The organism is Brachybacterium endophyticum, from assembly GCF_003130585.1.
GTDB classification, from domain to species: domain Bacteria; phylum Actinomycetota; class Actinomycetes; order Actinomycetales; family Dermabacteraceae; genus Brachybacterium; species Brachybacterium endophyticum.
In genome coordinates this window covers 682,920-708,599 of sequence record NZ_QFKX01000002.1, presented here as the reverse complement: position 1 = coordinate 708,599, position 25,680 = coordinate 682,920, and the positions used below count along the sequence as shown (strand labels likewise).

Annotated in this window: 25 protein-coding genes; 8 read left to right on the top strand and 17 right to left on the bottom strand. The window is 70.9% G+C overall.

The window, feature by feature from the left end; genetic code table 11:
- Positions 1 to 16: 16 nt before the first annotated feature.
- The 6 genes from DEO23_RS07575 to DEO23_RS07550 all read left to right on the top strand — a co-directional run bounded on the left by DEO23_RS07575 (position 17) and on the right by DEO23_RS07550 (position 5,479).
- The gene (locus tag DEO23_RS07575) at positions 17 to 1,405 is read left to right on the top strand and encodes an ABC transporter substrate-binding protein (RefSeq protein WP_109275365.1); all 1,389 of its coding nucleotides are present in this window, start codon (positions 17 to 19) and stop codon (positions 1,403 to 1,405) included.
- Positions 1,405 to 2,130 (top strand): glycerophosphodiester phosphodiesterase, encoded by a 726-nt coding sequence (locus DEO23_RS07570; RefSeq protein ID WP_109275364.1) that lies wholly within the window; start codon positions 1,405 to 1,407, stop codon positions 2,128 to 2,130. The genes DEO23_RS07575 and DEO23_RS07570 overlap by 1 nt, the downstream gene beginning before the upstream one ends.
- A 99-nt stretch (positions 2,131 to 2,229) precedes the next feature.
- On the top strand, positions 2,230 to 3,009 hold the full coding sequence (locus tag DEO23_RS07565; RefSeq protein WP_109275363.1) for an amino acid ABC transporter ATP-binding protein: 780 nt from the start codon (positions 2,230 to 2,232) through the stop codon (positions 3,007 to 3,009).
- 65 nt (positions 3,010 to 3,074) lie between these two features.
- A complete protein-coding gene (locus tag DEO23_RS07560) occupies positions 3,075 to 3,956 on the top strand; it encodes a glutamate ABC transporter substrate-binding protein (protein ID WP_109275362.1) in 882 nt (293 codons plus the stop codon).
- A gap of 9 nt (positions 3,957 to 3,965) precedes the next feature.
- Complete coding sequence (locus DEO23_RS07555; RefSeq protein ID WP_109275361.1) at positions 3,966 to 4,613, top strand: amino acid ABC transporter permease; 648 nt, start codon at positions 3,966 to 3,968, stop codon at positions 4,611 to 4,613.
- Positions 4,610 to 5,479 carry an amino acid ABC transporter permease gene (locus tag DEO23_RS07550; protein WP_109275360.1) on the top strand — a complete coding sequence of 290 codons (870 nt, stop codon included), beginning with the start codon at positions 4,610 to 4,612 and terminating at the stop codon, positions 5,477 to 5,479. The genes DEO23_RS07555 and DEO23_RS07550 overlap by 4 nt, the downstream gene beginning before the upstream one ends.
- Positions 5,480 to 5,502: 23 nt before the next feature.
- On the opposite strand, the gene DEO23_RS07545 is transcribed toward DEO23_RS07550, so the two are convergent.
- The 13 genes from DEO23_RS07545 to DEO23_RS07485 all read right to left on the bottom strand — a co-directional run bounded on the left by DEO23_RS07545 (position 5,503) and on the right by DEO23_RS07485 (position 19,326).
- On the bottom strand, positions 5,503 to 6,120 hold the full coding sequence (locus tag DEO23_RS07545; protein ID WP_109275648.1) for a regulatory protein RecX: 618 nt from the start codon (positions 6,118 to 6,120) through the stop codon (positions 5,503 to 5,505).
- Between the two features lie 66 nt (positions 6,121 to 6,186).
- Positions 6,187 to 7,293 carry a recombinase RecA gene (recA, locus tag DEO23_RS07540; RefSeq protein ID WP_109275359.1) on the bottom strand — a complete coding sequence of 369 codons (1,107 nt, stop codon included), beginning with the start codon at positions 7,291 to 7,293 and terminating at the stop codon, positions 6,187 to 6,189.
- 310 nt (positions 7,294 to 7,603) lie between these two features.
- The gene (locus DEO23_RS07535) at positions 7,604 to 7,831 is read right to left on the bottom strand and encodes a DUF3046 domain-containing protein (RefSeq protein ID WP_109275358.1); all 228 of its coding nucleotides are present in this window, start codon (positions 7,829 to 7,831) and stop codon (positions 7,604 to 7,606) included.
- A 1-nt stretch (position 7,832) separates the two neighbouring features.
- Positions 7,833 to 8,138 carry a helix-turn-helix domain-containing protein gene (locus tag DEO23_RS07530; RefSeq protein WP_109275357.1) on the bottom strand — a complete coding sequence of 102 codons (306 nt, stop codon included), beginning with the start codon at positions 8,136 to 8,138 and terminating at the stop codon, positions 7,833 to 7,835.
- A 338-nt stretch (positions 8,139 to 8,476) separates the two neighbouring features.
- Positions 8,477 to 9,001 carry a CinA family protein gene (locus DEO23_RS07525; RefSeq protein WP_109275356.1) on the bottom strand — a complete coding sequence of 175 codons (525 nt, stop codon included), beginning with the start codon at positions 8,999 to 9,001 and terminating at the stop codon, positions 8,477 to 8,479.
- Positions 8,998 to 9,597: a CDP-diacylglycerol--glycerol-3-phosphate 3-phosphatidyltransferase gene (gene pgsA / locus DEO23_RS07520; protein WP_109275355.1), complete on the bottom strand. Its 600-nt coding sequence runs from the start codon at positions 9,595 to 9,597 to the stop codon at positions 8,998 to 9,000. Before pgsA ends, DEO23_RS07525 begins: the two co-directional genes overlap by 4 nt.
- Before the next feature lie 69 nt (positions 9,598 to 9,666).
- Entirely contained in the window at positions 9,667 to 12,720 is a 3,054-nt protein-coding gene (locus tag DEO23_RS07515) for an FtsK/SpoIIIE family DNA translocase (RefSeq protein ID WP_109275354.1), read from the bottom strand.
- 102 nt (positions 12,721 to 12,822) lie between these two features.
- Positions 12,823 to 14,529: a ribonuclease J gene (locus DEO23_RS07510; protein ID WP_109275353.1), complete on the bottom strand. Its 1,707-nt coding sequence runs from the start codon at positions 14,527 to 14,529 to the stop codon at positions 12,823 to 12,825.
- 14 nt (positions 14,530 to 14,543) lie between these two features.
- Entirely contained in the window at positions 14,544 to 15,464 is a 921-nt protein-coding gene (gene dapA, locus DEO23_RS07505) for a 4-hydroxy-tetrahydrodipicolinate synthase (RefSeq protein ID WP_109275352.1), read from the bottom strand.
- Between the two features lie 96 nt (positions 15,465 to 15,560).
- Complete coding sequence (gene thyX, locus DEO23_RS07500) at positions 15,561 to 16,292, bottom strand: FAD-dependent thymidylate synthase (RefSeq protein WP_109275351.1); 732 nt, start codon at positions 16,290 to 16,292, stop codon at positions 15,561 to 15,563.
- A gap of 29 nt (positions 16,293 to 16,321) precedes the next feature.
- Positions 16,322 to 17,152 carry a type 1 glutamine amidotransferase gene (locus DEO23_RS07495; RefSeq protein WP_240613276.1) on the bottom strand — a complete coding sequence of 277 codons (831 nt, stop codon included), beginning with the start codon at positions 17,150 to 17,152 and terminating at the stop codon, positions 16,322 to 16,324.
- On the bottom strand, positions 17,149 to 18,489 hold the full coding sequence (locus DEO23_RS07490; protein WP_420808016.1) for a MurT ligase domain-containing protein: 1,341 nt from the start codon (positions 18,487 to 18,489) through the stop codon (positions 17,149 to 17,151). Before DEO23_RS07490 ends, DEO23_RS07495 begins: the two co-directional genes overlap by 4 nt.
- A gap of 120 nt (positions 18,490 to 18,609) precedes the next feature.
- Complete coding sequence (locus DEO23_RS07485) at positions 18,610 to 19,326, bottom strand: HAD family hydrolase (protein WP_109275349.1); 717 nt, start codon at positions 19,324 to 19,326, stop codon at positions 18,610 to 18,612.
- Positions 19,327 to 19,394: 68 nt separating this feature from the next.
- Between DEO23_RS07485 and DEO23_RS07480 the strand changes: the two genes are divergently transcribed.
- Both DEO23_RS07480 and DEO23_RS07475 read left to right on the top strand, forming a co-directional pair.
- On the top strand, positions 19,395 to 20,198 hold the full coding sequence (locus DEO23_RS07480) for an AzlC family ABC transporter permease (RefSeq protein ID WP_109275646.1): 804 nt from the start codon (positions 19,395 to 19,397) through the stop codon (positions 20,196 to 20,198).
- Complete coding sequence (locus tag DEO23_RS07475; protein WP_109275348.1) at positions 20,195 to 20,509, top strand: AzlD domain-containing protein; 315 nt, start codon at positions 20,195 to 20,197, stop codon at positions 20,507 to 20,509. The genes DEO23_RS07480 and DEO23_RS07475 overlap by 4 nt, the downstream gene beginning before the upstream one ends.
- A 3-nt stretch (positions 20,510 to 20,512) precedes the next feature.
- Here the strand turns inward: DEO23_RS07475 and DEO23_RS07470 are convergent, their stop codons facing one another.
- From DEO23_RS07470 to DEO23_RS07455, 4 genes are all read right to left on the bottom strand, one after another.
- The gene (locus tag DEO23_RS07470) at positions 20,513 to 21,010 is read right to left on the bottom strand and encodes a tetratricopeptide repeat protein (RefSeq protein ID WP_109275347.1); all 498 of its coding nucleotides are present in this window, start codon (positions 21,008 to 21,010) and stop codon (positions 20,513 to 20,515) included.
- A gap of 2 nt (positions 21,011 to 21,012) precedes the next feature.
- Complete coding sequence (gene dapB, locus DEO23_RS07465; RefSeq protein WP_109275346.1) at positions 21,013 to 21,768, bottom strand: 4-hydroxy-tetrahydrodipicolinate reductase; 756 nt, start codon at positions 21,766 to 21,768, stop codon at positions 21,013 to 21,015.
- A 72-nt stretch (positions 21,769 to 21,840) separates the two neighbouring features.
- On the bottom strand, positions 21,841 to 23,190 hold the full coding sequence (locus DEO23_RS07460; RefSeq protein WP_109275345.1) for a M16 family metallopeptidase: 1,350 nt from the start codon (positions 23,188 to 23,190) through the stop codon (positions 21,841 to 21,843).
- A 120-nt stretch (positions 23,191 to 23,310) separates the two neighbouring features.
- Positions 23,311 to 25,554 carry a polyribonucleotide nucleotidyltransferase gene (locus DEO23_RS07455; RefSeq protein ID WP_165831780.1) on the bottom strand — a complete coding sequence of 748 codons (2,244 nt, stop codon included), beginning with the start codon at positions 25,552 to 25,554 and terminating at the stop codon, positions 23,311 to 23,313.
- Positions 25,555 to 25,680 lie beyond the last annotated feature (126 nt).

The following is a 25,680-nucleotide window of genomic DNA, read 5'->3' as shown; positions in this document are numbered from 1 at the left end:
AAGGAGCCTCTCGCCCATGCCCTCTCCGTCCCGTTCCCGGCGCCATGACATCGGCCGACGCTCCCTGCTGGGCGGCCTCGGCCTCGGGGCCGCCGGCCTCGCCCTCGGGGCGTGCGGATCGCCCGGCGCCGGGGACAACGACCCCTCGGACCCGATCCGCGAGAAGTTCTCCCAGGCGCGCACGTCGATCCCGAAGAAGTACCGGAACCGCACGCCGATCGTGTTCTGGGCGCCGTTCAGCGGCGTGAACTACGAAGCGGTCCAGGCGGTGTTCGAGCGCTTCAACGAGTCCCAGGACGAGATCGTGGCGCTCTCGGAGTCGCAGACCGACTACGCCTCGCTCAACCAGAAGTTCACGGCGGCGATCCAGGCGCGGCAGGTGCCGGACATCGTCTGCTTCCCCGAGATGCAGTGGCTGCAGTTCTACTTCGCCGGGGCGCTCGCGCGGCTGGACGACTACTTCGACGACGAGTGGAACCTCGACGTGTACATCGAGAACTACGTCGCCGAGTCCGTCGCGGCCGGCCACACCTACGTGGTCCCCTTCGCCCGTTCGACGCCGCTGTTCTACTTCAACCGCGACCAGTACCGGAAGGCCGGCCTTCCCGAGGACGGCCCCAAGACCTGGGACGACCTCGCCGAGTTCGCCCCCGAGCTCGCGAAGATCGAGGTCAGCGGGAAGCCCCTGAAGACGGTCGCCTTCGGCTCGGCCGACAGCTGGTACGCCCAGGCCGACATCTGGGCCTTCGGCGGGAGGAACTCCAAGGGCCTGAAGGCCACCATGAACGACGAGCGCGGTGTCGACTGGCTGGAGTGGCAGCGTCGGTTCATCCACGAGGACCACTTCGGCTACATGGCCCAGTCCCCCGACACCGACTTCACCACCGGGCTCGTCGCAGGTACCCGCCAGTCCACGGCGGCCCTGCGCAACCTGACCGAGCTCGCCACCTTCGACGTCGGCTGTGCGTTCATGCCCGGGCAGGTGAACGCCCCCACCCAGGTGCCCACGGGCGGCTCGGGGCTCTCGATCGTGCGCTCGGACTCCAAGGACCGTCAGGACGCGTGCGCGGAGCTGTTCCGGTTCCTCGCGAAGCCGGAGATCTCCGCGCAATGGCACAAGGAGACCGGGTACGTCCCGATCGTCACCAAGGCCAGGGACACGGATATCGTGAAGAACCTGGTCAAGCAGAACCCGAACTACGGTGTCGCCCTGGACCAGCTCCCCCGGGCGCACACCGCCGACACCAGCAACTGGTTCCAGTCCAGCGCCCGGGTGATCGAGGAGGGTCTGACCTCCGTGTACGGAGACAATGCGGACGCCAAGGGGGCGCTCGACGCGATCGCCGAAGGCATCCAGAAGATCATGGACGACAACAGCGAAGCACTGCAGGAGGTGATCGGCTGATGCAGCCGAAGATCGTCGGGCACCGCGGGGCGGCCCTGGTCGCCCCGGAGAACTCCCTGCGCGCCTTCCGTGCGGGTGCCGAGGCGGCAGCGGACCTGCTCGAGTGCGACGTGCACCTGAGCGCCGACGGCCGGCTGGTGGTCATGCACGACACCACGATCGACCGCACCGCCGCCGAGGACTCCCCTCTGCGGACGGGTGCGCTGGCCGAGCTCACGCGAGCCCAGATCGACCGCGTGCGCCTCGCCGACGGCGAACCTGTCCCCTCCCTCGCCGAGGTGCTCGATGTCGCCCAGCACGCCGGGATCCCCATGTACGTCGAGGTCAAGGCCCCCGCCGCGGCGGAGCTGACCGCGCAGATGCTGGTCGACCGCGGCATGGACTCGGGGTCCACCTGGATCATCTCCTTCAAGGCCGATGCCCTGCGCGCCGCCCGCGAGACGGCGCCGCAGATCCCGATCGCCTACATCGCCCACGCGGCCGACGAGAACTTCTGGCCGATCGCGGCGGAGCTCCGGGCGGAGGCGGTCAGCCTGCAGATGTCCAAGCTCCCCGACGCGGACGTGCTGCGGGCGCACGAGGCCGGGTTCGTGCTCAACGCCTGGACCATCAACGACGAGGAGTCGCTGCAGCGGGCCGTGGCGCTGGGCATCGACACCATCACGACCGACGACCCCGGCTGGGCCCGCGGCGTGCTCGCCGCACGCACCGACACGACGGTCTGAGCCGGCGGAACCGGCAAGGCGGGTCCGCGAAGGTCACCATGGGGTAACGGACCCGCGACTGCGCTCATCCCCGGTCGCCCGGGGGCGTACGGTCCGTCCATGACCCAGACCACATCAGCGTCCCGGAACGAGTCCGGGACGGCGCGTCCGCTGGTCACCCTCCGTGGAGTCCAGAAGCACTTCGGGGATCTCCACGTGCTGAAGGACATCGACCTCGAGGTCTCCCCCGGCGAGGTCGTCGTCGTGCTCGGCCCCTCGGGCTCGGGCAAGTCCACGCTGTGCCGCACCATCAACCGTCTGGAGACCGTCGACACCGGCGAGATCACGATCGACGGTCGGCCGCTGCCGAGCTCCGGGCCGGGCCTGGCGCATCTGCGGTCGGAGGTCGGCATGGTCTTCCAGTCCTTCAACCTCTTCGCCCACAAGAGCGTGCTGGACAACGTCACCGTCGCCCCGATCAAGGTCAAGAAGCTCCCGCGGCGGCAGGCGGAGGAGCTCGGCATGAGCCTGCTCGAGCGCGTCGGCGTCGCCGACCAGGCGCACAAGATGCCCGCCCAGCTGTCCGGCGGTCAACAGCAGCGCGTCGCGATCGCCCGCTCACTGGCGATGCAGCCGAAGCTGATGCTCTTCGACGAGCCCACCTCCGCGCTCGACCCGGAGATGATCAACGAGGTCATCGAGGTGATGACAGGACTCGCTCGCGAGGGCATGACGATGATCGTCGTGACCCACGAGATGGGGTTCGCTCGCCGCACGGCCGATCGGGTGGTCTTCATGGACGCGGGCCGCATCCTCGAGGTCGCCCCGCCCGAGCAGTTCTTCTCCGAGCCCGAGTCCGAACGGGCCAAGGACTTCCTGTCCAAGATCCTGCACCACTGAGTCACCGCCCCACACCCGTCTCCTCCCCACACCCGTCACCGCCCGCTGCGCCGAAGGAGCCCCTCATGTCCCTCACCAGACGTCTCTTCCTCACGACCACTGCCGGCTCGGCAGCCGTCCTCACCCTCGCGGCGTGCGGAGGCTCGAGCGACTCCGGCGACGAGGTCGCCGACGTCGACCCCTCGAGCTTCGAGAAGGGCTCGACGATGGCGAAGCTGGCCGACGCCGGCAAGATCACCATCGGCACCAAGTTCGACCAGCCGCTGTTCGGTCAGGCCGGACCGGACGGTGACCCCGTGGGCTTCGACGTCGAGATCGGGAAGATGGTCGCGGCGGCCCTGGGGATCAAGCCCGACGGCATCGAGTGGACCGAGACCGTCACCGCCAACCGCGAACCCTTCATCGAGAACGGGCAGGTGGACATCGTCGTCGCGACCTACACGATCAACGACGAACGCAAGAAGGTCGTCGACTTCGCCGGCCCCTACTACGTCGCCGGCCAGGCCCTGATGGTGAAGAAGGGCGATGACGCCATCGGCGGGCCGGACGATCTCAAGGACACGAACGTGTGCTCGGTCGAGGGGTCCACCCCGGCCCAGAACATCGAGGACAACTACCCCGACGCGAAGCTGGTCACCTTCGACACCTACTCCAAGTGCGTGACGGCCCTGAACAACGGCCAGGCCGACTCGGTGACGACCGACAACGTGATCCTGGCCGGCTTCGTCAAGGCCGACGAGGACAAGCTGCAGATGGTCGACAAGGGCAAGACCTTCACCAAGGAGCCCTACGGGATCGGGCTGAAGAAGGACGACGACGACTTCCGCGCGTTCATCAACGACACGCTGCAGAAGGCCTACGACGACGGCAGCTGGGCGAAGGCCTGGGAGTCCACGGCCGGCCAGGTGCTGCCCACCCCGGAGCCGCCGACCATCGACAAGTACTGATCCGCCCCGATGGGAAGTCTGATCGCCTCGCGCGCCGCCATCGGTGACGCGTTCCTGACCACGCTGTTCCTCGCCGGTGTCTCCGGGGTGCTCTCGCTGCTGCTGGGGACGCTGCTCGCCGCCCTCCGCGTCTCGCCGTACGCTCCGCTGCGCACCGTCGCGACCGTGTACACCGAGTTCCTGCGCAACACACCGCTGACCATCGTGTTCTTCTTCTACGTGTTCGTGACCCCGTCGATGGGGTTCACCTTCGGGTACAAGACGGCGGCGATCACGGCGCTCACCTGCTACACCTCGGCGTTCGTGGCCGAGGCGGTGCGCTCGGGCATCAACTCGGTGGCCGTGGGTCAGGCGGAGGCGGCGCGCTCCCTGGGGATGTCGTTCTCCCAGAACCTCTCGCTGGTGGTTCTCCCCCAGGCGTTCCGCACCGCGATCCCGCCGCTGATCAGCGTGCTCATCGCGCTGGTGAAGAACACGTCGGTCGCCGGCGCCTTCAGCGTGCTCGAGCTGTTCGCGCTCTCCAAGCGGCTGACCAACGTGCATTCGGCGGACGTGATCGCGATCCTGATCGGCATCGCCCTGTGCTACCTGGTCATCTGCATCCCGCTGGGCCGCCTCGCGGCCGCCATGGAACGGAAGGTGGCGTTCGCACGATGAGCAGCGGTCCCGTCCTGTACGACGTCCCCGGTCCCGACGAGAAGAAGCGCGAGCGGCTGGTGAGCTGGATCGCCGGCGCCGTGCTGGTGGTCGCGATCGTGGCGGTGGGCTGGCGTCTCGCGGCCAACGGCGTGTTCGACGACCGCTGGCGGATCCTCCTGGAGGCTCCCACGAACTTCGCGGGCTACCAGGTGGGCGACATCTGGTCCGCGGTGTTCCGCGGCCTCCTGAACACCCTGGTCGCGGCCGTGATCTCGCTGCCGCTCGCGATGATCCTCGCGGTCCTGCTGGTCTCCCTCCGCGCCGCCCCGTGGGCGCCGGTGCGCTGGCTCGCCTCGGCCGTGATCGAGGTGTTCCGCGCCCTGCCGGTGGTGCTCGTGATGTTCTTCGGGATCCTGGTCCTGCCCGGGGCCTCCCCGCTGATGGCCGTGGTCTTCGGCCTCGTCGTCTACAACGCGGCCGTGTTCGCGGAGATCCTGCGGGCCGGCATCAACGCGCTGCCCGCGGGGCAGACCGAGGCCGCGTACTCGCTGGGCATGCGCAGCGGGCTGATCTACCGCATCATCCAGCTGCCGCAGTCGGTGCGGATGATGCTCCCCTCCCTGATCGCGCAGGGAGTGGTGCTGATCAAGGATTCGTCCCTGGGCTACATCGTGGGCTACGCGGAGCTGCTGCGACAGATCAGCCGTGTCGCGGACGCCCTGACCGACGCCGACTACCTGCTGCCGCTGCTCGCGGTGGGCGCTGCGGTGTTCGTGACGCTGAACGTGCTGCTCTCGCGGCTGGCGGTGTGGGTCCAGCGCCGTGGGCGCCTGCAGCGCCGCGGAGCGCGGGTCGCCCGCACGGCGACACTCGTGGAGGACTGAGACGCGCAGCGACCCGAGCGCCCTCAGCGACCGGTCGCGGCGAGCAGCTCGCTGGAGACCACCCGGCGGATCAGTGCGCCGTCGTAGCCGCGGCGTCGCAGATACCCCTCGAGGCGGCGGGCCATTCGTGAGCGCTGCTGGCGGTCCTCGGTGTCGGTCCGCCGGCTCTCCCGGGCGATCCGAGCGCGGGCGAGCTCGCGGCAGCGCGCTTCCTCCTGCAGCTCGGCCTCGTCGAGGTCCTCGGCATCCCCGCGCAGCGCGGCATCGATGGTCGCGGCCTCGACGTCCTTGGCCTCGAGCTCGCGGCGCAGGGCCTCGTCCGCGAGACCGCGCAGTCGCCGGCGCTGCTCGACCCAGTCCCGTGCGAAGGCGGCGTCATCGATCAGGTCCGCGCGGGCGATCCGAGACATGACCTCGTGGGCCAGGTCGGCAGGGACCTCGCGGTCGTAGAGCCGCTCGCGCATCTCCCCGGCGCTGCGGCGGCGCGAGGCCAGCAGGCGCATCAGATAGCGGCACTCGTGAACGATCCGCTTCTCGCGCTCGACCTGCTCGGGGCTCGGTTCCTCCGGCTCACGCGCGAGGATCTCCTCGGTACGCGCGGCGAGGTCCCGGTGCAGGGGCGTGATGCGTGACGGTGTCATCGATGCGGAGGCCTGGCCGATCGACGTGCGGCGGCAGGGCTCGATGCCCTGCCGCCGCACGGTGGATCAGATCGTCGCCGGGACGTCCTCGTCCAGAAACTCCTCGGCGGAGAAGGTCTCGCCCTCTGCCTCCGCCGGGGCCTCCTCGGCGGCGCCGAACTGGCCGACCCCGAGGGCCTGGAGGATCTTCTGCTCGATCTCTGCCGCGAGATCCGGGTTGTCCTTGAGGAACTGGCGGGCATTCTCCTTGCCCTGGCCCAGCTGATCACCCTCGTAGGTGAACCAGGCACCGGACTTCCGCACGATCCCGTTCTCCACGCCCATGTCGATCAGGCCGCCCTCGCGGGAGATGCCCTCGCCGTAGAGGATGTCGAACTCGGCTTGCTTGAAGGGCGGGGCCATCTTGTTCTTCACGACCTTCACGCGGGTGCGGTTGCCCACCGAGTCCTGGCCCGTCTTGAGGGTCTCGATACGGCGGATGTCCATGCGCACCGAGGCGTAGAACTTCAGTGCCTTGCCGCCGGTGGTGGTCTCCGGGCTGCCGAAGAACACGCCGATCTTCTCGCGCAGCTGGTTGATGAAGATCGCGGTGGTGCCCGAGGAGGAGAGCGCACCGGTGAGCTTCCGCAGCGCCTGGGACATCAGGCGCGCCTGCAGACCCACGTGGGAGTCGCCCATCTCGCCCTCGATCTCGGCCTTGGGCACGAGGGCCGCGACAGAGTCGACGACCACGATGTCCAGGGCACCGGAGCGGATCAGCATGTCGGTGATCTCGAGCGCCTGCTCGCCGGTGTCGGGCTGGGAGACCAGCAGGGCGTCGGTGTCCACGCCGAGCTTCTTGGCGTACTCCGGGTCCAGGGCGTGCTCGGCGTCGATGAACGCGGCGATGCCGCCGTTGCGCTGCGCGTTGGCGACCGCGTGCAGGGCCACCGTGGTCTTGCCGGAGGACTCCGGGCCGTAGACCTCCACGATGCGGCCACGCGGGTAGCCGCCGACGCCGAGGGCTGCGTCCAGGGCGACCGAACCGGTGGGGATGACCTCGACCGGGGGACGGGACTCGTCACCCAGGCGCATGATCGAGCCCTTGCCGAACTGGCGGTCGATCTGCGCGAGCGCGTTGTCGAGGGAGGACGCGCGGTCCTTGGGGGCTGAACTGGACTTCGCTGCGGGCATGTTCTCGTTCCTTCCGGGGAGCCGGTGCGACCGGCGGATGCGTGCCGTGCGGCCACACTAGGTCGACGGTCGGACATCCGGGAGGTTCCCCTCTCCCCTGTGGATGTCCGGACCCTGGGGAGGGCCCGTCGGGAGAAGCGGATCGATCCTGTGCGGAACCGGTCGTCGGGCCTCACGATACCCGAACAGATGTTCGAACGCACGAATGCGACACGCGGCGCGCCGGGTGATCCGGCGCGCCGCGTGGGCTGTGGGGTCTCCGCGTCCTGCTAGAGCGGGACGTACCCGGCCCGGACGGGCCGACGGGCGGTCATCGGTTCTGACGGAGCTCGGGTGGGATCTCCCAGCGGCGGGACTCGGGGACGTCCATCTCGTCGCACAGTGCGGTCCACACCCTGCGCACGTCCTCGCCCTGCTCCATCGCCTCACCAGGGGTGCGACCCGAGAGCGGTGCCAGGGCGAGCTCGCGCGTGTAGGTCTCGGCGAGGGTGCGCCCGAAGACGTGGACGGCCAGCTGCGTGTACTCGCTGCGACGCACGTCAGTAGGCGCCGACGAGGCTCTCGGTGTCGTCGGCCAATCCCTCCGGGACGGTGTCGGGGATGTTCATGCCCTCGGCGGCGGCGATGCGGTCGGAGACCTCTCGCAGCAGGAAGGACAGCGGCATCCCTAGCGCCTCGGTCACCGAGGACAGCAGCTCGCTCGAGGCCTCCTTCTGGCCGCGCTCGATCTCGCTGAGGTAGCCCAGGGAGACGCGGGCGTCCGAGGAGACCTGACGGAGGGTCCGGCCCTGGGAGCGCCGGGCCTCGCGCAGGACGTCGCCGAGCTCCTGGCGGAAGAGGATCATGGGTCGGTCTCCCTTCGTGTGCGCGGTGGAGGCAGGTGCCGCCGCCACGGGTGCGTGCATGTCCGCTCGGGGCCGCAGGGCCCCGCCGGGACGCTGCGCTCCCCCACGCAGGGTACCGGGACGGGCGGTGGCACGGGCAGGCACCGGAAGTCCGGGGCGCCGTGCGCGGGTGGGATTCGGAGTGCTCATCACGATGAGTGCAACGTCCCGGCACCCCTGTCTGTTCCCGCTCCTGCGGACCGGGTCGCCCGCGACGCCCGAGAACCATGCCCTGCCGCACGGGCACGGCACCCCGCGCACCATCGCGCCGGGCCCACGGGTGCGCACGTCATGGCAGGTCAGTCCCGGGTTCCGAGAGACACGACCGTGGTATCGAGATGCCGCTGGAGAAGCGAGAGCGCCGCCTCGACGCTCACGCGACGCACCTCACGTCGCGACCCGCGCTCGTGGAGCTCGCACTCCTCGAGCACGACGGGCCCCTCCGGTGTCCGTCCCGCCAGGGCGAGACGGACGCTGCCGGCGGGCACACCACGCTCGTCGGCCCCCGGGCCGGCGACGCCGGTGGTGGAGACGGCGAGGTCGGCCGCGTAGAGCTCCAGGGCGCCCAGCGCCATCTGACGTGCGATCGAGGCGGTCACCGCCCCGGTGCGTGCGAGCTCCGCCTCGTCGACGCCGAGCACGCGGTGCTTGGCGTCGTAGCTATAGCAGGCCGCCCCGCCGACCACACAGGAACTGGCCCCGGGCACGTCCACGAGACGGGCCACCACGGCACCCGCGGTGAGCGACTCGGCGGTCGCCAGGTGCAGGCCGGCTCCCGCTGCCAGGGCGATGATCCGGGCGGCGGGGTCCACGTCGGCGGTCATGCCCGCGATCCGCCGCGCAGCGCCTCGCGCCGCAGCCGCAGCCCGTCCTTGAGGTTCACGAGTCCCGAGTAGACGGTGAGCACGAGCGCGATCACCACCAGTGCGAGCCCGATCCAGTGTGCGGGACCCCACCACAGGTCGAAGGGCAGCAGGCAGAAGGTGATCGCGATCGTCTGCATCATCGTCTTGGTCTTGCCGGCGAGGTTCGCCGGCAGCGCCCCGTACTTCAGGATCGTGAAGCGCATGATCGTGATGCCGAACTCGCGCAGCAGGATCAGGATCGTCATCCACCAGGGCACGTACTCCCACACCGAGAGCATGACGAAGGCCGCTCCGGTCATCGCCTTGTCGGCGATCGGGTCGACGATCTTCCCGAAGTCGGTGATCAGGTTTCGGCTGCGGGCGAGGTATCCGTCCAGGAAGTCGGTGATCATCGCGACCACGAAGATCGCGGTGATCAGCAGCCGCCAGGAGATCACGTCGGGGAAGACCGCCGCCACGGCGACGAACACCGGCACCATCACGCACCGCAGCATCGTCAGGACGTTCGCGATGTTCCACAGCGGGACGGGGCGATGGGTCTCCGGGGCGTTCATGCCTGCTCCTTGTCCGCGGGCGTCCTCGACGCCCGGGGTTCCTGCGCTTCTCGGGGTGGCACGGGCCGCTCACCGTCCGGTGAGCTGCCAGGCGTCCTCCCCGTCGGCGCTGTCGTTGTCGTCGTAGTAGTCGGTCGCCACATCGCCGCCGTCGTGACGGAGCGGGTCCTCGCCGTAGCGGTCGTTCGCCGAGGTCGTGGTTGCCGGGGTGGCGTCGTAGGGATCCCCTCCGGGGACCGCGGGGCCGTCGGCGTAGCCGCCGTCTCCCGGGTACCCGGCGCCGTCTCCCGGTGCAGCTCCGTACTCCTCGGCACCCACCTCGGCACCGGAGTCGAAGGGGGCGTCGGACTCCGAGGGTGCACGGCCGGCGCCGCCCTCGTCCTCCCCCTTGATCCGGGCGATCGCACCGGCGAGGTCGTCGGGGCTGACGAGCACGTCGCGTGCCTTGGACCCCTCCGAGGGGCCCACGATCTCGCGGGACTCGAGCAGGTCCATGAGCCGGCCGGCCTTGGCGAAGCCCACGCGCAGCTTGCGCTGGAGCATCGAGGTCGAGCCGAACTGGGTGGTGACGACGAGCTCGGTGGCCTGCAGCAGCACCTCGAGATCGTCGCCGATGTCGTCGTCGATCTGCTTCCTGGCCGCGGCGACGGTGACGTCCTCGCGGTAGTTCGGCTTCATCTGCGCCTTGACGTGGTCGACGACCTTGTGGATCTCCGACTCGTTGACCCAGGCGCCCTGGACGCGCATGGCCTTGGCCTTGCCCATCGGGTGGAACAGGGCGTCGCCCTGGCCGATGAGCTTCTCGGCGCCGACGGCGTCGAGGATGACGCGGGAGTCCTGGAGCGAGGAGGTCGAGAAGGCGAGGCGGCTGGGCACGTTCGCCTTGATGATGCCGGTGACCACATCGACGCTCGGGCGCTGGGTCGCGAGCACCAGGTGGATGCCGGCGGCGCGAGCGAGCTGGGTGATGCGCTGGATGGAGGCCTCGACGTCGCGCGGGGCGACCATCATCAGGTCGGCGAGCTCGTCGACGACCACCAGCAGGTACGGGTAGGGCGCGAGACGGCGCTCGCTGCCCGGGGGCACCGTGACCTCGCCGGCCCGGACGGCCTTGTTGAAGTCGTCGATGTGCTTGAACCCGAAGGTCGCGAGGTCGTCGTAGCGGGCGTCCATCTCCTTGACGACCCACTCGAGGGCCTCGGCGGCCTTCTTCGGGTTGGTGATGATCGGCGTGATCAGGTGCGGGATGCCCTCGTAGATCGTGAGCTCGACGCGCTTGGGGTCCACCAGCACCATGCGCACCTCCTCCGGGGTGGCGCGCATCAGGATGGAGGTGATCATCGAGTTCACGAAGCTCGACTTGCCGGCGCCGGTGGCGCCCGCGACCAGCAGGTGAGGCATCTTGGAGAGGTTCGCGACGACGAAGCCGCCCTCGACGTCCTTGCCCACGCCCATCACCAGCGGGTGCTCGTTGCGCGTGGCGACGGTGCTGCGCAGCACGTCACCCAGCGAGACGGTCTCGCGGTCGGTGTTGGGGATCTCGATGCCGATGGCCTTCTTGCCCGGGATCGGCGAGAGGATCCGCACGTCCGAGCTGGCCACCGCATAGGAGATGTTCTTGTCCAGGGCCGTGACCTTCTCGACCTTGGTGCCCGGGGCGAGCTCGACCTCGTAGCGGGTGACGGTGGGGCCACGGCTGAAGCCCACGACCTCGGCGTTGACGTTGAACTGGGCGAAGACCTCGCCGAGGGCCTCGACCACGCGGTCGTTGGCCTCCGAGCGGGACTTGGCCGGCGGGCCCTCCAGCAGGAAGGAGGACTCGGGCAGCGTGTAGACCACGTCGCCGGCGAGCTCGAGCTGCTCCCCGGCGCGCGGCAGGTCGCCGCTCGGCGGGAGCACGATCTCCGGGCGCTCCTCGTCCCTGCTGCTCCCCTTCGTCGGCTTGCCCGCGCCCGCGGCGGCGGTGGGCTGCGGGGTGGTGGGCTGGGGGCGCCCGGCGCCCGCGGCACCGGCGGCGCCCGCCGCGCCCGTGCGCGCTCCGCTCTCGGCCGTGGGCAGCGCCTCGGTCTTCGAGGGGAACCCCTTGGCGCGGGAGTTCTCGTCGGCGACCACGTCGAACACCTCGGTGCTGTCGGTGGCGGCGTCCTCGGAGCCCTTGCGGCCGCGACGGCCGGCACGGCCCCCGCGCTTGCCCGCGGGGGCCTCGTCCTCGCCGGGCACGGCACCCGCGAAGGCCTCGTCGCCCGCGTAGCCGAACTCGTCGTGGTCGCGGGCGGCGTCCTCGGCGATCTCCTTCTTGGTGCGCCGGCGGCGCGGCGTCTTCTGCTCGGGGGTCTGCTCCGCCGCCGCATCACCGGCGGCGGCGCGGCGGGGACGCAGACCGAAGCTCTCGCGCTCGGCGTCCTCCTCCTCGCTGTGGCCGACGAGCGTGTCGTAGACGCCGCGGATGCGCTGCGGGAGGGCCTCCACGGGGGTCGCGGTCAGCACGAGCACCGCGAACAGCGCGACCACGACGTAGACGACGACCACCACGGGCGGCGGGACCAGGGCGGCCAGCGGCGCCGCCGCGAGGAACCCGAGCACGCCGCCGCCGGAGGCGAGGGCGTCGATGCCGTCGGCCGGGGCGGGCATCCGCGAGGAGATCGAGGCGATCGCCGAGAAGGAGATCAGCAGCAGGGCGACGCCGAGTGCGACGCGCGTGTTCGCGCGCACGAAGTCGGGGCGGCGGAACATCCGCATCGACCAGCCCAGGGCCAGCAACGGGACCACCACCGAGGCGATGCCGAAGGTGCCGCCGACCACCGCGTGGACGCCGTCGAAGAAGGTGCCGGGCGCCTGGAACCACTCGCGGGTGGCGACCAGGGCCGCGATCAGCAGCAGGAACAGCGCGTACCCGTCCCGGCGCTGCTCGAAGGGGACCTCCCAGCGGGCCACGCCGATCGCGCGGATGAAACCACCGATCGCGCGCGCGACGCCGAGGTACCCGGCGCGCACAGCGCGCACGGGCAGCGGAAGCGTCGACGGATCGTGGGAAGCCGCGCCTGCTCCGCCCGCGGAGCGGGAGGACGTGGTCCGGGACGAGCCCTTCGACGCACGTGCGGGGGAAGACGTACGTGTCGCCATGGGGCCAATCTACCCTCTCGGGTCCACCCCACCCCCGGCAGGCGACACGCCGCCACCCCGGATCCTCGTCACCCTGGGGCCGGATCCGGGGCGGCGCGGGGCTCAGGCCTCGACGACCACCGGAATGATCATCGGGCGCCGGCGCAGGCGCTGGCCCACGTAGCGGCCGACCACGCGGCGCATGACCTGCTGCAGCTGGTGGGTGTCGTGCTTGCCGTTGCCGGCCTGGTCCAGGAGCGCCTTCTCGAGCGCCTTGACGATCTCGGGCCGGATCTTCTCGAACACGGCCTCGTCCTCGGCGACGCCGCGGGCGTGGATCTCCGGGCCGGCGACGATCTCTCCGGTCTCGGAGCTGACCACGGCGAACAGGGAGATGAATCCCTCGTCGGCGAGGATCCGACGGTCCTTGAGGTCCGCCTCGTCGATCTCCCCCACGCTGGAGCCGTCCACGTACACGTAGCCGTTGGGGATCTCCCCCACGACCTTCGCCACGCCGTCCTTGAGGTCCACGACGCTGCCGTCGTGCGCCAGCACCACGTTCTTGGCGGGCACGCCCGAGGACTCGGCGATGCGGCCGTTGGCGATCAGGTGCCGCACCTCGCCGTGCACGGGCATGACGTTCTTCGGACGCACGATGTTGTAGCAGTACAGCAGCTCGCCGGCGCTCGCGTGTCCGGAGACGTGCACGCGGGCGCTGGCCTGGTGGACGACCTCCGCGCCGAGCGCCATCAGTCCGTTGACGATGCGGAAGACAGCGTTCTCGTTGCCGGGGATCAGGGAGCTGGCGAGGATGACGACGTCCCCCGGGCCCACGGAGACGCGGTGGTCGCTGTTGGCGATCCGTCCCAGGGCGGCCATCGGCTCGCCCTGGCTGCCGGTGCACATGAGCACGACCTGCTCATCGGGCAGGGAGTCGATCTTCTTGACGTCCACGAGGGTCTTCGGGGGGACGTCGAGGTATCCCATGTCCGACGCGATGCCCATGTTGCGCACCATCGAACGGCCCACGAAGGCCACCTTGCGGCCGTGCTTCGCCGCGGCGTCGAGCACCTGCTGGACACGGTGGACGTGGCTGGAGAAGGAGGCGACGACGATCTTCTGGCGCGAGCGCGCGAACACGGAGTCCAGCACCGGCCCGATCTCGCGCTCCGCGGTCGTGAACCCGGGCACCTCGGCGTTGGTGGAGTCGACCATGAACAGGTCGACGCCCTTCTCGCCCAGCCGGGCGAAGGCCCGCAGATCGGTGATGCGGCCGTCCAGCGGCAGCTGGTCCATCTTGAAGTCGCCCGTGTGCAGGACGGAACCCGCGGGCGTCTGGATGTAGACCGCGAGCGCGTCGGGGATCGAGTGGTTCACGGCCACGAACTCGCAGTCGAAGGGGCCGAAGCTCTCGGTGTCGCCCTCGCGCACGGCGAGCGTGTAGGGCTTGATGCGGTGCTCGCGCAGCTTGGCCTCGATGAAGGCGAGGGTGAGCTGGCTGCCGACGACGGGGATGTCGGGCTTCAGACGCAGCAGGTAGGGCACCGCGCCGATGTGGTCCTCGTGGCCGTGCGTGAGGACGATCGCGGCGATGTCGTCGACGCGGTCCTCGAGGTACTGGAAGTCCGGCAGGATCAGGTCGACGCCGGGCTGGGACTCCTCGGGGAACAGCACGCCGCAGTCGACGACGAGCAGGCGCCCGTCGAAGTCGAACACGGTCATGTTCCTGCCCACGTCGCCGAGGCCTCCCAGCGGGATGATCCGCAGGGTGTCCTTGGCGCGTTTGCGGGGCTGCTGGAGCCGCTCGCTGAAGGGAGTGATGGTGGTCATGGGTCCTTCCGGGGTCAGACGAGCGGTGGGATGCCCTCGAGGCCGCCGAGCGCCTCGGTCAGCTCGGCGATCTGGGGCGCGCTCGCGGGGACGAGAGGCCCGCGCACGGCCGCGTGCGGGAGGACGCCCTGGAGGACCAGGGCCGTCTTCGCCGCGACCACGCCGGGCATGCGGGACATGATCGCCTGGACCACGGGGGCCAGGCGGCGGTTGATCTGCTGTGCTGCGGGGAGGTCGCCGTCGTTGACGGCGGCCGCCATCTGCGCCTCGAGATCGCCGGCGACGTGGCCGACCACCGAGACGATGCCGGCCGCTCCGAGGGCGAGCCAGGCGAGGTTCAGGGCGTCCTCCCCCGAGTAGTACACGAGGTCGGACTGGGCGGTGATGAGAGCGGCCTGCTGGAGGTCTCCCTTGGCGTCCTTGACCGCGAGGATGCGCTCGTTCTGTGCGAGGCGCAGCAGCGTCTCGTGCGCGAGCGGCACGCCGCTGCGGCTGGGGATGTCGTAGAGCAGGACGGGCAGGTCGGTCGCGTCGGCCACCTGCTCGGTGTGGGCGATGATGCCCTCTTGTGAGGGCCGGGAGTAGTACGGGGTCACCACGAGCAGGCCCTGGAGGTCCAGGTCGCCGTGGGCGCGGGCGAGCTCGATGCTGTGGCGGGTGTCGTTGCTGCCCACCCCGGCGAGCAGGGTGACGTCGCTGCCGACTGCCTCGCGGACCGCCTTGACCAGCGCGAGCTTCTCCTCGTCGGTCGTCGTGGGCGACTCCCCCGTGGTGCCGTTGACCACCAGGGTGTCGTTGCCGTGGGCGACCAGGTGGGCGGCGACGGCCTGCGCGGCGTCGAGATCGAGCCGTTCGCCGTCCGCGCTGAAGGGGGTGACCATCGCGGTGCCGACGGTGCCGAAGGGACGCGCGGCGTCGGTGATCGGGACGGTCATGATGTCCTCCTGCTGGGACGGGCGGAACTGCTGGGTCGTGGGCTCCTCGGAGCGAGGGCCTCGGCGCCGGGCGGGTGGGCCCGGGCGCCGACGGGGTCAGGGGGCGACGCGTCCGCCGTCCTGGAAGGCGGCGTGGGTCAGCGGCATCTTCTCGGCGAAGTGCTGCTCCATCTGCTCGGCGACCATCTCGATCTCCCGCTGCGGGAAGGACGGGAAGGTCGAGTCCTCGTGCTGGGTGCGCAGGGAGAGGAAGTTCATCATGCTGCGGGCGTTCACGGTCACGTACATCGAGGAGTAGAGGTTCAGTGGCAGCACGGTGCGGGCCACCTCACGGGCGACGCCGGCCTCGAGCATCTCCAGGTAGGCCCGGTACGCACTCGTGGACTGGGTGCGCACCGACTCCTCGACGATCGCGTGCTGCTCGGCCGTGCCGGGCTCGAAGGTGTACGCGCCGGGCTTGCCGATCTGCTGGAGGTTGCGGTCGGTCCCGGGCACGTAGAAGACGGGGCGCATCTTCCGGTAGCGCCCCGACTCCTCGTTGTAGGAGGCCATCCGATGGCGCATGAACTCGCGGAAGACGAAGATCGGCGCCTCGACGTAGAAGGTGAAGCTGTTGTGCTCGAAGGGGCTGCCGTGGCGGTCGCGCATCAGGAACCGGATCAGCCCCTTGTCGCGGTCGCTCGCATCCTCCCCGGCCTTGGCCAGCGTCTTCTCCCCCTGTGTGGAGACGCGCGCGGCGAAGACCACGTCGCCGTCCTGAGCGGCGGACCGCACCAGCTGGACGGTCATGTCGGACCGGAAGACGATGTCGCTCTCGCTGTCGCTCATGGTTCCTCAGGGTAGTCGAGGTGGGGAGGTCAGCGAGGCCGGGACATGGCGATGTCCCGGGCCCGCTGGGTGACGATCCCCTCGAGATCGGGGGCGGTGTAGGCGTCCTCCCCCACTCGGTGGCGCACGGCCGCTGCCAGCAGCCGGTCGGCCATCGCGGGGTTCTTGGGCAGCACCGACCCGTGCAGGTAGGTGCCGATCACCTCACGGTGCACGGCACCTTCGCTGCCGTCGTTCCCGTTGTTGCCGGCCGCCCGGGAGTCGTCCGGGCCGAAGGGCCTCACCGTGCCCAGATGGACACAGCCCTCGCCGAGGGTGGTCAGACCCGAATGGTTCTCGTAGCCCACGACGGGGCCGAAGCGCTCGGTCTCGATCGTGAGGTTGCCGATCAGGCGCTTCGAGCTTCCCCGGGTCTCGACGTCCAGCAGCGAGATGCCCGTCAGCGGCTCGTCGGCGGTGTCGCCCGTGGCGGGGACGAACACGTGGCCGAACAGCTGGTAGGAGCCGCAGACGGCGAGCATGGGGACGTCCTGCTCCGCCCAGTCGCGGATCGCTCCGCCGTGGGCGAGCAGGTCGGCGGCGATGCGGACCTGGCCGGAGTCCTGGCCGCCGCCGGCGACGACGAGGTCGACCTGCTCGGGCAGCTCGTCCCCGACCTCGTGGGCCAGCAGCTCGACCTCGAAGCCGCTCCACTGGGCGCGACGCATCAGGGTCAGGGTGTTGCCCCAGTCCCCGTAGATGTTCATCTCCGAGGGGTAGAGCTGGAGGATCCGCAGGGGCGGGGCGTCGGCACGGGCCGGGCGCAGTGCCGGGGTGGGCACCGGTGTCAGGTCGGGGGCGGGCGCCGGCTGCTCGGTCACAGGACCACCTCCACGTCGGTGATGCGCGAGAGCTGCGCGCGCACGGCGAGCATCGCGGTATAGGTGCAGAAGATGCGCATGGGCCGCCCGCTCTCACGGGAGGCGGCGATCAGCGAGCCCAGGGCGGCGCCGAGGTCGGTCTCGACGCCGTCGACGATGACCTCGTCGTAGCGCAGGCGCAGCGCCATGTCGAAGGCGCGCACGCCGCTGACCACGTGCACGCCGCTCGCCCGCAGCGCGCTGAAGTCGACGTCCCACAGCCACGACATGTCGCGCCCGTCGGCGTAGTCGTCGTTGATCGCGATCATGGTCTCGGCGGGTGCGGTGTCGGCGCTGAGCAAGCTCATGCGGAACCCGGCGGGGTTCTTGACCAGGGCCAGCTCGAGCGCACGTCCCTCGACCTCGAGCATCTCCCCGCGCCCGAAGGCGGCGCGCACCTGCGAGAGCGCATGAAGCAGGGAGTCGAGGTCGGCGCGCTCGCCCAGCAGCGAGGAGGCCAGCGCCAGGGCGCCGGTGGCGTTGAGCATGTTATGGACGCCGGGCAGGGCGAACTCGACCTCGTGCTCGGCGCCGCCGACGCGCAACGAGGCGCGGCGCCCGTCGATGGCCTCGAGCCGGGTGCCGGCGCTCTCGGCGTCCTCGGGCTGCTCGGTGCCCAGGCCCGCGTCCTCGGTCATCGCAGGACCCTCCTGCTCCGCGCGACGGAGGTCGTCGTCGGAGAGGAAGACGCGGCGCAGGCGCTCGCCGATGCCGAAGCCCTCGACACGAGCGGTGAGATCAGCGGTGAAGCGCGGGGCGGCCAGTCGCGGGTCGTCGGCGTTGAGGACGACGAGCTCGGTGGTCGCCGTCGCGACCGAGTGGAGGAGGTTCGCGGTGTGGTCGATCTCTCCGAACCGGTCCAGTTGGTCACGCATGACGTTCAGCAGCAGGCTGGCCCGGGGCCGCACCTGGCGCACGAAGTGCACCGCGTGGGCCTCGTCGAGCTCGAGCACGGCGATGTCGGCGTCCAGCCGGCCGCGCGCGTCGACCTCCGTCAGCAGGGAGGCGGCGACGCCGCGCACGAAGTTGGACCCGGTGGGGTTGGTGAACACCCGCAGGCCCTGGGAGCGCAGCAGCTCGACCAGGATCTTGGTCGTGGTGGTCTTGCCGTTCGTGCCGGAGACCACGACCACTCCCAGGGGCAGCTGCTCCAGGGTGCGGGCGAGGAACCCCGCGTCGATCCTCTCGACGACGAGTCCGGGGAAGGCACTGCCTCCGCGGCCCTTGCCGCGCAGTCGGGCCAGGCGGCGCGCGGCACGGCCGGCGGCCACGGTGAGAGCGGAACGCATGATCCGCATCGTACTGGAGCGACCGGCCCGGAAGACCACGCCCGGGGGCGTGTCAGAGCAGGATGAGGAACGTCATGGAGGTACGACGCATCCGGTCCCGCCACCCGCCGGGCGGAACGGCGGTGCGGATCAGCGGCGGACGATCCTGAGGTGCCCCTCGTGGACCTGCACGGCGATGTCGTCGAGAGAGGTGAGCAGCGCGTCGGCGTGCGGGCCGAGGTCGTGGGCGGGCGTCGTCGTGGTGAGCGCGATCGCGAGGCAGCCGGCGGCCTGCGCCGAGGCGAGACCGCCCAGGGAGTCCTCGATCACGAGCGCACGGGCGGGCTCCACGCCCAGGCGCTCCGCCCCCAGGGCATAGGCCTCGGGGTCGGGCTTGCCGTGGGCGACCTGGTCGGCCGTGACGACGCTCTCGGGGGCATCGAGACCGGTAACCGACCACCGTGCCTCGAAGAGCCGCCGCGTGCAGGAGGTGACGATGGTCCAGGTGGGGCGCCCGAGCTCGGCCGCTGCCGCATCGAGCTCCTGGACGATCCTCTCGGTGCCGGGCAGCACGGAGATCTGCGACGCGTCCTCGACCTCGAGGTCCTCGACGCGGGCATGGGCCGCCTCGACCTCGTCCTCAGGCATGTCCGGAAAGACCTCCGCGAGCACGACGCGGGCCGGCATCCCGTGGAGCGTGTGGTCGAAGGCGCGCGCCGAACCGTGCTCCTCGAGCAGCTTCGTCCACGCCCGCACCACCGACGGACCGGAGTCGACGAGGGTCCCGTCCATGTCCAGCAGCAGGGCGTCGACATCGAGCGGGAACGGGTCCGTGGCGGGGGTCCCCCGGTCGGCGTCAGTGTTCATGCTCCAACCGTCTCACACCCTGTTCTACCTGCGCATGCGGGCAACTCCCCGGATACGGTGGGGTGGCGATGAGGAAGCACGAGACCACCGACTCACGACCGGGTGCCGGGACTCCGCTCGCGGTGTCCGCGGCCCGCCGCAAGGGGCTCTCCGTCGGGATCGCGACGGGCCTGTACGGCATCTCCTTCGGCGCGCTCGCCACGGCGTCGGGACTCGATGTCTGTCAGACCATGGTGCTCACGGCGATCATGTTCACCGGCGGCAGCCAGTTCGCGTTCGTCGGCGTCATCGGCGGGGGCGGCAGCGCCCTGGGAGCGGCGCTCGCGGCGATCCTGCTGGGCATCCGCAACACCCTGTACGGGCTGGTGCTGGCTCCGGTCCTGCCCCGCGGCGGGGCCAAGGGGGCGGCCCGCTCGCTGCTCACGATCGACGAGTCCGCTGCGGTGGCCGCGACCACGGAGGACCCGGTCGCCAAGCGTGCGGGCTTCTGGGCCGCCGGGCTCGCGGTCTACGTCTTCTGGAATCTGTTCTCCCTGGTCGGTGCACTGATCGGTCAGAGCGTGGGCGACCCGAGCGCGTGGGGCCTCGATGCAGCCGCGGCCGCTGCGTTCCTGGGCCTGCTGTGGCCGCGACTGGTCTCGCGCGACATCGTCGCGGTGGCCGTCGCCGCGGCCTTCATCGCCCTGATCACCACCCCGGTGCTCCCCGCAGGACTGCCCGTCCTCGCCGCCGCGCTGGTCGCGGTCCTCGTGGGGCTGCTGCCGCGGCGCCCGCGAACGGAACCGGGTACGGGCGGCACCGCCAGCGCCGGGACGGATGCCGACGGGGCGGATGACGCCCGCATCGCCGCGGAGCAGGAGGATCGCGCATGAGCTGGCTGTGGATCGGCGTGATCGGGGCGACCGTCGTCGCCTTCGTCCAGAAGTGGCTCGGCTACCAGGTGCCCCCGGCCGTGCTCGAGAAGCCGCGCATCGCCCGCGTCACCGCCCTGCTGCCGGTCGCCCTGCTGGGCGCGCTGGTGGCGACCCAGGCCGTGGCCGACGGCCAGCACCTCACGGCCGACGCGCGACTGCCCGCCCTCGCCGTCGCGGCGCTCCTGCTCGCCCTGCGCGCCCCGTTCCTCGCGGTGGTGATCGCCGCCGCCGTGGTCGCGGCGGTGTGCCGGGCGCTGGGGTGGGGCTGAGGTCTACTCGCGCCCCGCTTCGAGCCGGATCGCCCGGCGCACCGCCTCGCGCGCGTGCTTGGTGTCGCGGCTCGCGGAGTAGGCGAGGCCCAGGCGGTACCAGGCCCGCCAGTCGTCCTCTCCCCCGGCGCGGACAGCATCGCGAGCCGCCTCGAACTCGGTGTGGGCGGCCTCCCGGCGGGCCGCACGTGCCTCGGCCGGGGTCGCCGTCACGCCATCGGCGGTCTCGGCGCTCTCGGTCCCCGTGCGCAGACCTGCCGCGGCCTCGGTGTCGAAACGGGATCCGCCGTAGATCCGCGCGAGCCGTCCCGCGCGCAGCCCGAACAGCACCTCGCGCCAGGTCACCCAGACGGTGAGCGCGAGCAGGACCACCAGCGCCGCGGCGAGGCCCCAGCCGATGGCGCCCCCGGCGCGGGCGAATCCGCCGGCGATCCACAGCAGACCCCAGCAGTAGGCCGCGGTCACCAGGACCAGGACGGCCACTCCGAGCTTCGCGCGCATGCTCAGCCGAGGTCCATGTAGCCGTCGAGACCGACGGTGAGGCCGGGACGCGAGGCGATCTCGCGCACGCCCAGCAGGACGCCCGGCATGAAGCTGACGCGGTCGAAGGAGTCGTGGCGCAGCTGGAACTGCTCGCCGACGCCACCGAACTGGACGACCTCGTGGGCGACCAGTCCGCGCTGACGGACCGCGTGGACGTGGACGCCGTCGACGACGGCGCCGCGGGCGCCCAGTTCGTCCTTCTCGGTCGCATCCGGGACGGACCCCAGTCCCCCGGCCTCGCGGCCGCGCGCGATCGCGGCCGCGGTGTGGCGAGCCGTTCCGGAGGGGGCGTCGAGCTTGTCGGGATGGTGCATCTCGATGATCTCGGCGCTCTCGTAGTAGCGCGCAGCGGCCTCGGCGAAGCGCATCGTCAGCACGGCGCCGATGGCGAAGTTCGGGGCGATCAGCACGCCCGTGGCGGGCGAGCCCCCGAGCGCCTCGCGCACCTCGGCCAGGGAGTCCTCGTCCCAGCCGGTCGCACCGACCACGGCGTGGATGCCGTTCTCGATCGCCCACAGCACGTTGCGCTTGGTCACGGACGGCACGGTGAGATCGACGACGACCTGGGCGCCGGCCTCCGCCGCACCCTCGAGGTGGTCCGAGCTCCCGATCCGGGCGACGAGCTCGAGGTCCTCGGCCTGCTCGATCGCCGTGCAGGCGGCGCTTCCCATGCGCCCCTGGGCGCCGAGGACGGCGACGCGGATGCTCTGCGACATGGAGGTTTCCTTCCGATGGGGCCGGCGGTCCGGCGCGGTGGTGGGGGCTGCGGGGTCGGGACGGGGCGGCTCTCAGCCCGGTTCGGGGCCGACGTCGACGCGGGTCGTGAAGGAACCGGCGAGACGATCCGCGAGGTCGCGGACATCCTCGGCGCTGACCGAGGCCATGCGGGCGACGGCCTCGTCGACCGTGGAGTAGCGGCCCTGGACGAGCTCGAGACTGCCCAGTCGCCCCATCCGGGAGGCGGTGTCCTCGAGACCGAGGGCGAGGGCGCCGGTGATCTGACCGAGCGCCCGGCGCATCTCGTCGTCGGTGACACCGCCGTCGCGCATCGCCTCGAGCTCGGCGCCCATCATCTCCACGACCTGCTCGGCGCGGGAGGGCCGGCAGGCCGCGTACAGCCCGAACAGGCCCGCGTCGCGGTAGGCGGCGCTGAAGGAGTAGACGGTGTAGACCAGGCCGCGCTCCTCGCGGATGTGCTGGAACAGCCGTGAGGACATGCCGCCGCCGAGGATCGCCATCAGCACGTTCATCGCGTGCCGGTCCTCGCTGGTGGCACCGATCGAGGGCCCGCCGAGGTAGATGTGGGTCTGCTCGAGGGGGCGGACCAGACGATGGGTGGGGACCGCGGAGGCGGATCCCCGTGTGGTCCCCTCGGTCGGCACGGTGCGCTCGAGGGCAGGACGACGGGCGAAGGGCAGGGCGCTCTCGTCGAGGGACCAGCCACCGGCGGCGAGACGGTCCGTGAGCTGGGCGGCCACGGCGTCGTGGTCGAGGTCGCCGACGGCGGTGACCACGAGATTGCCGGAGCGGTAGTGCTCGGAGAAGTGGGCGCGCACGTCGGCGTCGGTGAGCGCACTGACGCTCTCCACGGTCCCGCCCACGGGCCGACCCATGGGGGTGTCGGGCCCGAGGACCTGGGCGAGGAACTCCTCGTACCCGGAGTCGGTGGGGTCGTCCTGCGCCATCGCGAGCTCCTCGAGGATCACCTCGCGCTCGGTCTCGAGCGCCGAGGGGGCGAGGGTCGAGGAGGTGACCATGTCGGTGAGGACGTCGAGGGCCAGCGGCAGGTCCGCGCTGCGGACCCGCCCGTGATAGAGCGTGTGCTCCTTCGCGGTCACCGCGTTGGACTCGCCTCCCACCTCGTCGAAGGCGGTGGCGATGTCCAGGGCGCTGCGGCGGTCCGTGCCCTTGAACAGGAGGTGTTCGAGGGCGTGGGTGGAGCCGGCGTGCGCCGGGGTCTCGTCGCGCGATCCCACCGGCAGCCAGAGGCCGACGGTCGCGCTGCGCACGGAACGGTCGGTCTCGGTGAGCAGCCGCACCCCGCCGGGCAGGATCGAGCGGCGCACCAGGGGTCCCGCTGTGCCGTCCGAGAGCAGCTGGTCACGGGCGGCGTCGTCGAAGGTGAGGTCGAGGGGCATCTGTCCAGTCTCGCACGCAGGATCAGGGGTGGTGAGACACCGCGGGCGGCACCCCATCAGGGATGCCGCCCGCGGCGGGTGGGCCGGTCCGCAGCTCGCGCCGCCGGACCGACCGAGGGGTCACTCGGACTCGGCAGCGCCCTCGGCGGGCGTCTCCTCGGCCTCGTCCTCGGCGATCGCGAGGCTGATCTTGCCGCGCGCGTCGATCTCGCGGATCTCGACCTCGATCTTCTGACCGACCTTGGCGACGTCCTCGACGTTGTCCACGCGCTTGCCGTCGTTCAGCTTGCGCAGCTGGGTGACGTGCAGGAGGCCGTCCTTGCCCGGGGTCAGCGAGACGAAGGCGCCGAAGTCGACCACGCGCACCACGGTGCCGAGGTAGCGCTCGCCGACCTCGGGGACCATCGGGTTGGCGATCGCGTTGATCGTCGTGCGAGCGGCCTCGGCCGAGGGGCCGTCGGTCGCGCCGATGTAGACGGTGCCGTCGTCCTCGATGGTGATGTCGGCGCCGGTGTCGTCCTGGATCTGGTTGATCATCTGGCCCTTGGGGCCGATGACCGCACCGATCTTGTCCACGGGGATGGTCACCGCGAGCACGCGGGGCGCGTTCGGGCTCATCTCGTCGGGGACGTCGATGGCCTCGTTGAGCACGCCCAGGATGTGCAGGCGGGCCTCACGGGCCTGGGACAGCGCGGAGATCAGCACGGAGGCGGGGATGCCGTCGAGCTTCGTGTCCAGCTGGATCGCGGTGACGAACTCGTTGGTCCCGGCGACCTTGAAGTCCATGTCGCCGAAGGCGTCCTCGGCACCCAGGATGTCGGTCAGCGCCGCGTACTTGGTCTCGCCCTCGACGGTGTCGGAGACGAGGCCCATGGCGATGCCGGCGACGGGCGCCTTCAGCGGCACGCCCGCGTTCAGCATCGACAGGGTCGAGGCGCACACGGAGCCCATCGAGGTGGAGCCGTTGGAGCCCAGCGCCTCGGAGACCTGGCGGATCGCGTACGGGAACTCCTCGCGGCCCGGGAGCACCGGGACCAGGGCGCGCTCGGCGAGCATGCCGTGGCCGATCTCGCGGCGCTTCGGGGACCCCACGCGGCCGGTCTCGCCGGTGGAGAACGGCGGGAAGTTGTAGTGGTGGATGTAGCGCTTGCGATGGACCGGCGAGAGCGAGTCGATCTGCTGCTCCATCTTGAGCATGTTCAGCGTGGTGACACCCAGGATCTGGGTCTCGCCGCGCTGGAACAGGGCGGAGCCGTGCACGCGCGGGAGCACCTCGACCTCGGCCGAGAGCTGACGGATGTCGCGCAGACCGCGACCGTCGATGCGCACGCCCTCGGTGAGGATCTTCTGGCGCACGACCTTCTTGGTGAGCGCGCGGTAGGCGCCGGAGATCTCCTTGTCGCGCCCCTCGAGCGCAGCGCCCTCGGCGCCGAGGTCGGTGACGACCTCGGCCAGCAGCTCCTCGGTGCGCTCCTCGCGCTCCTGCTTGCCGGCGATGCTCATGACCTCGCGGAGACGCTCGGCGGCGCTCTTCTCGACGATCTCGTAGGCGTCGTCCTGGTAGTCCAGGAACAGCGGGAACTCGCGCACGGGCTTGGCTGCCTTGTCGGCGAGCTCCTGCTGGGCGTCGCACAGGGCGCGGATGAAGCCCTTGGAGGCCTCGAGGCCCTCGGCCACGACCTCCTCGGTGGGGGCGATCGCGCCCTGGTCCTTGATCATGCCCCAGGCGTTGTCGGTCGCCTCGGCCTCGACCATCATGATCGCGACGTCGTCACCGACGATGCGGCCGGCGACGACCATCGAGAAGACGGCCTCGTCGAGCTGGCTGAAGGTCGGGAAGGCGACCCACTGGCCACCCTGGGCGCTGGGCATGAGCGCCACGCGCACGCCGCCGATCGGGCCGTTGAACGGCAGGCCCGAGATCTGCGTCGAGGCGGAGGCACCGTTGATGCCGACCACGTCGTAGGCGTCGTCGGGCCCGGAGGCCATGACGGTGAGGACGACCTGGACCTCGTTGCGCAGCCCCTTGACGAAGGCCGGACGCAGCGGGCGGTCGGTGAGGCGGCAGGCGAGGATCGCGTCGGTGCCCGGGCGGGCCTCGCGGCGGAAGAACGAGCCGGGGATGCGGCCCGCGGCGTACATCCGCTCCTCGACGTCGACGGTGAGCGGGAAGAAGTCGAAGTTGTCCTTCGGCTTGTTGGAGACGGCGGTCGCCGACAGGATCATCGTGTCGTCGTCGAGGTACACCGAGACGGCTCCGGCGGCCTGCTGGGCCAGACGTCCGGTCTCGAAGCGCACCTCGCGGGTGCCGTAGCTTCCGTTGTCGATGACGGCGGTGGTCGCCGTGATCTCGGGGCCTTCCATGGCCATGGGGATCTCCTTCGGTGGGATCGGTGTCCCCCTGCCGGACGCGGCCATCGTCAGGGGCCCGCGGGCCGGATCCGGTGGGCCGGATCCGCGTCTCCCGAAGGTCTCTGCCGAGGACCGTGC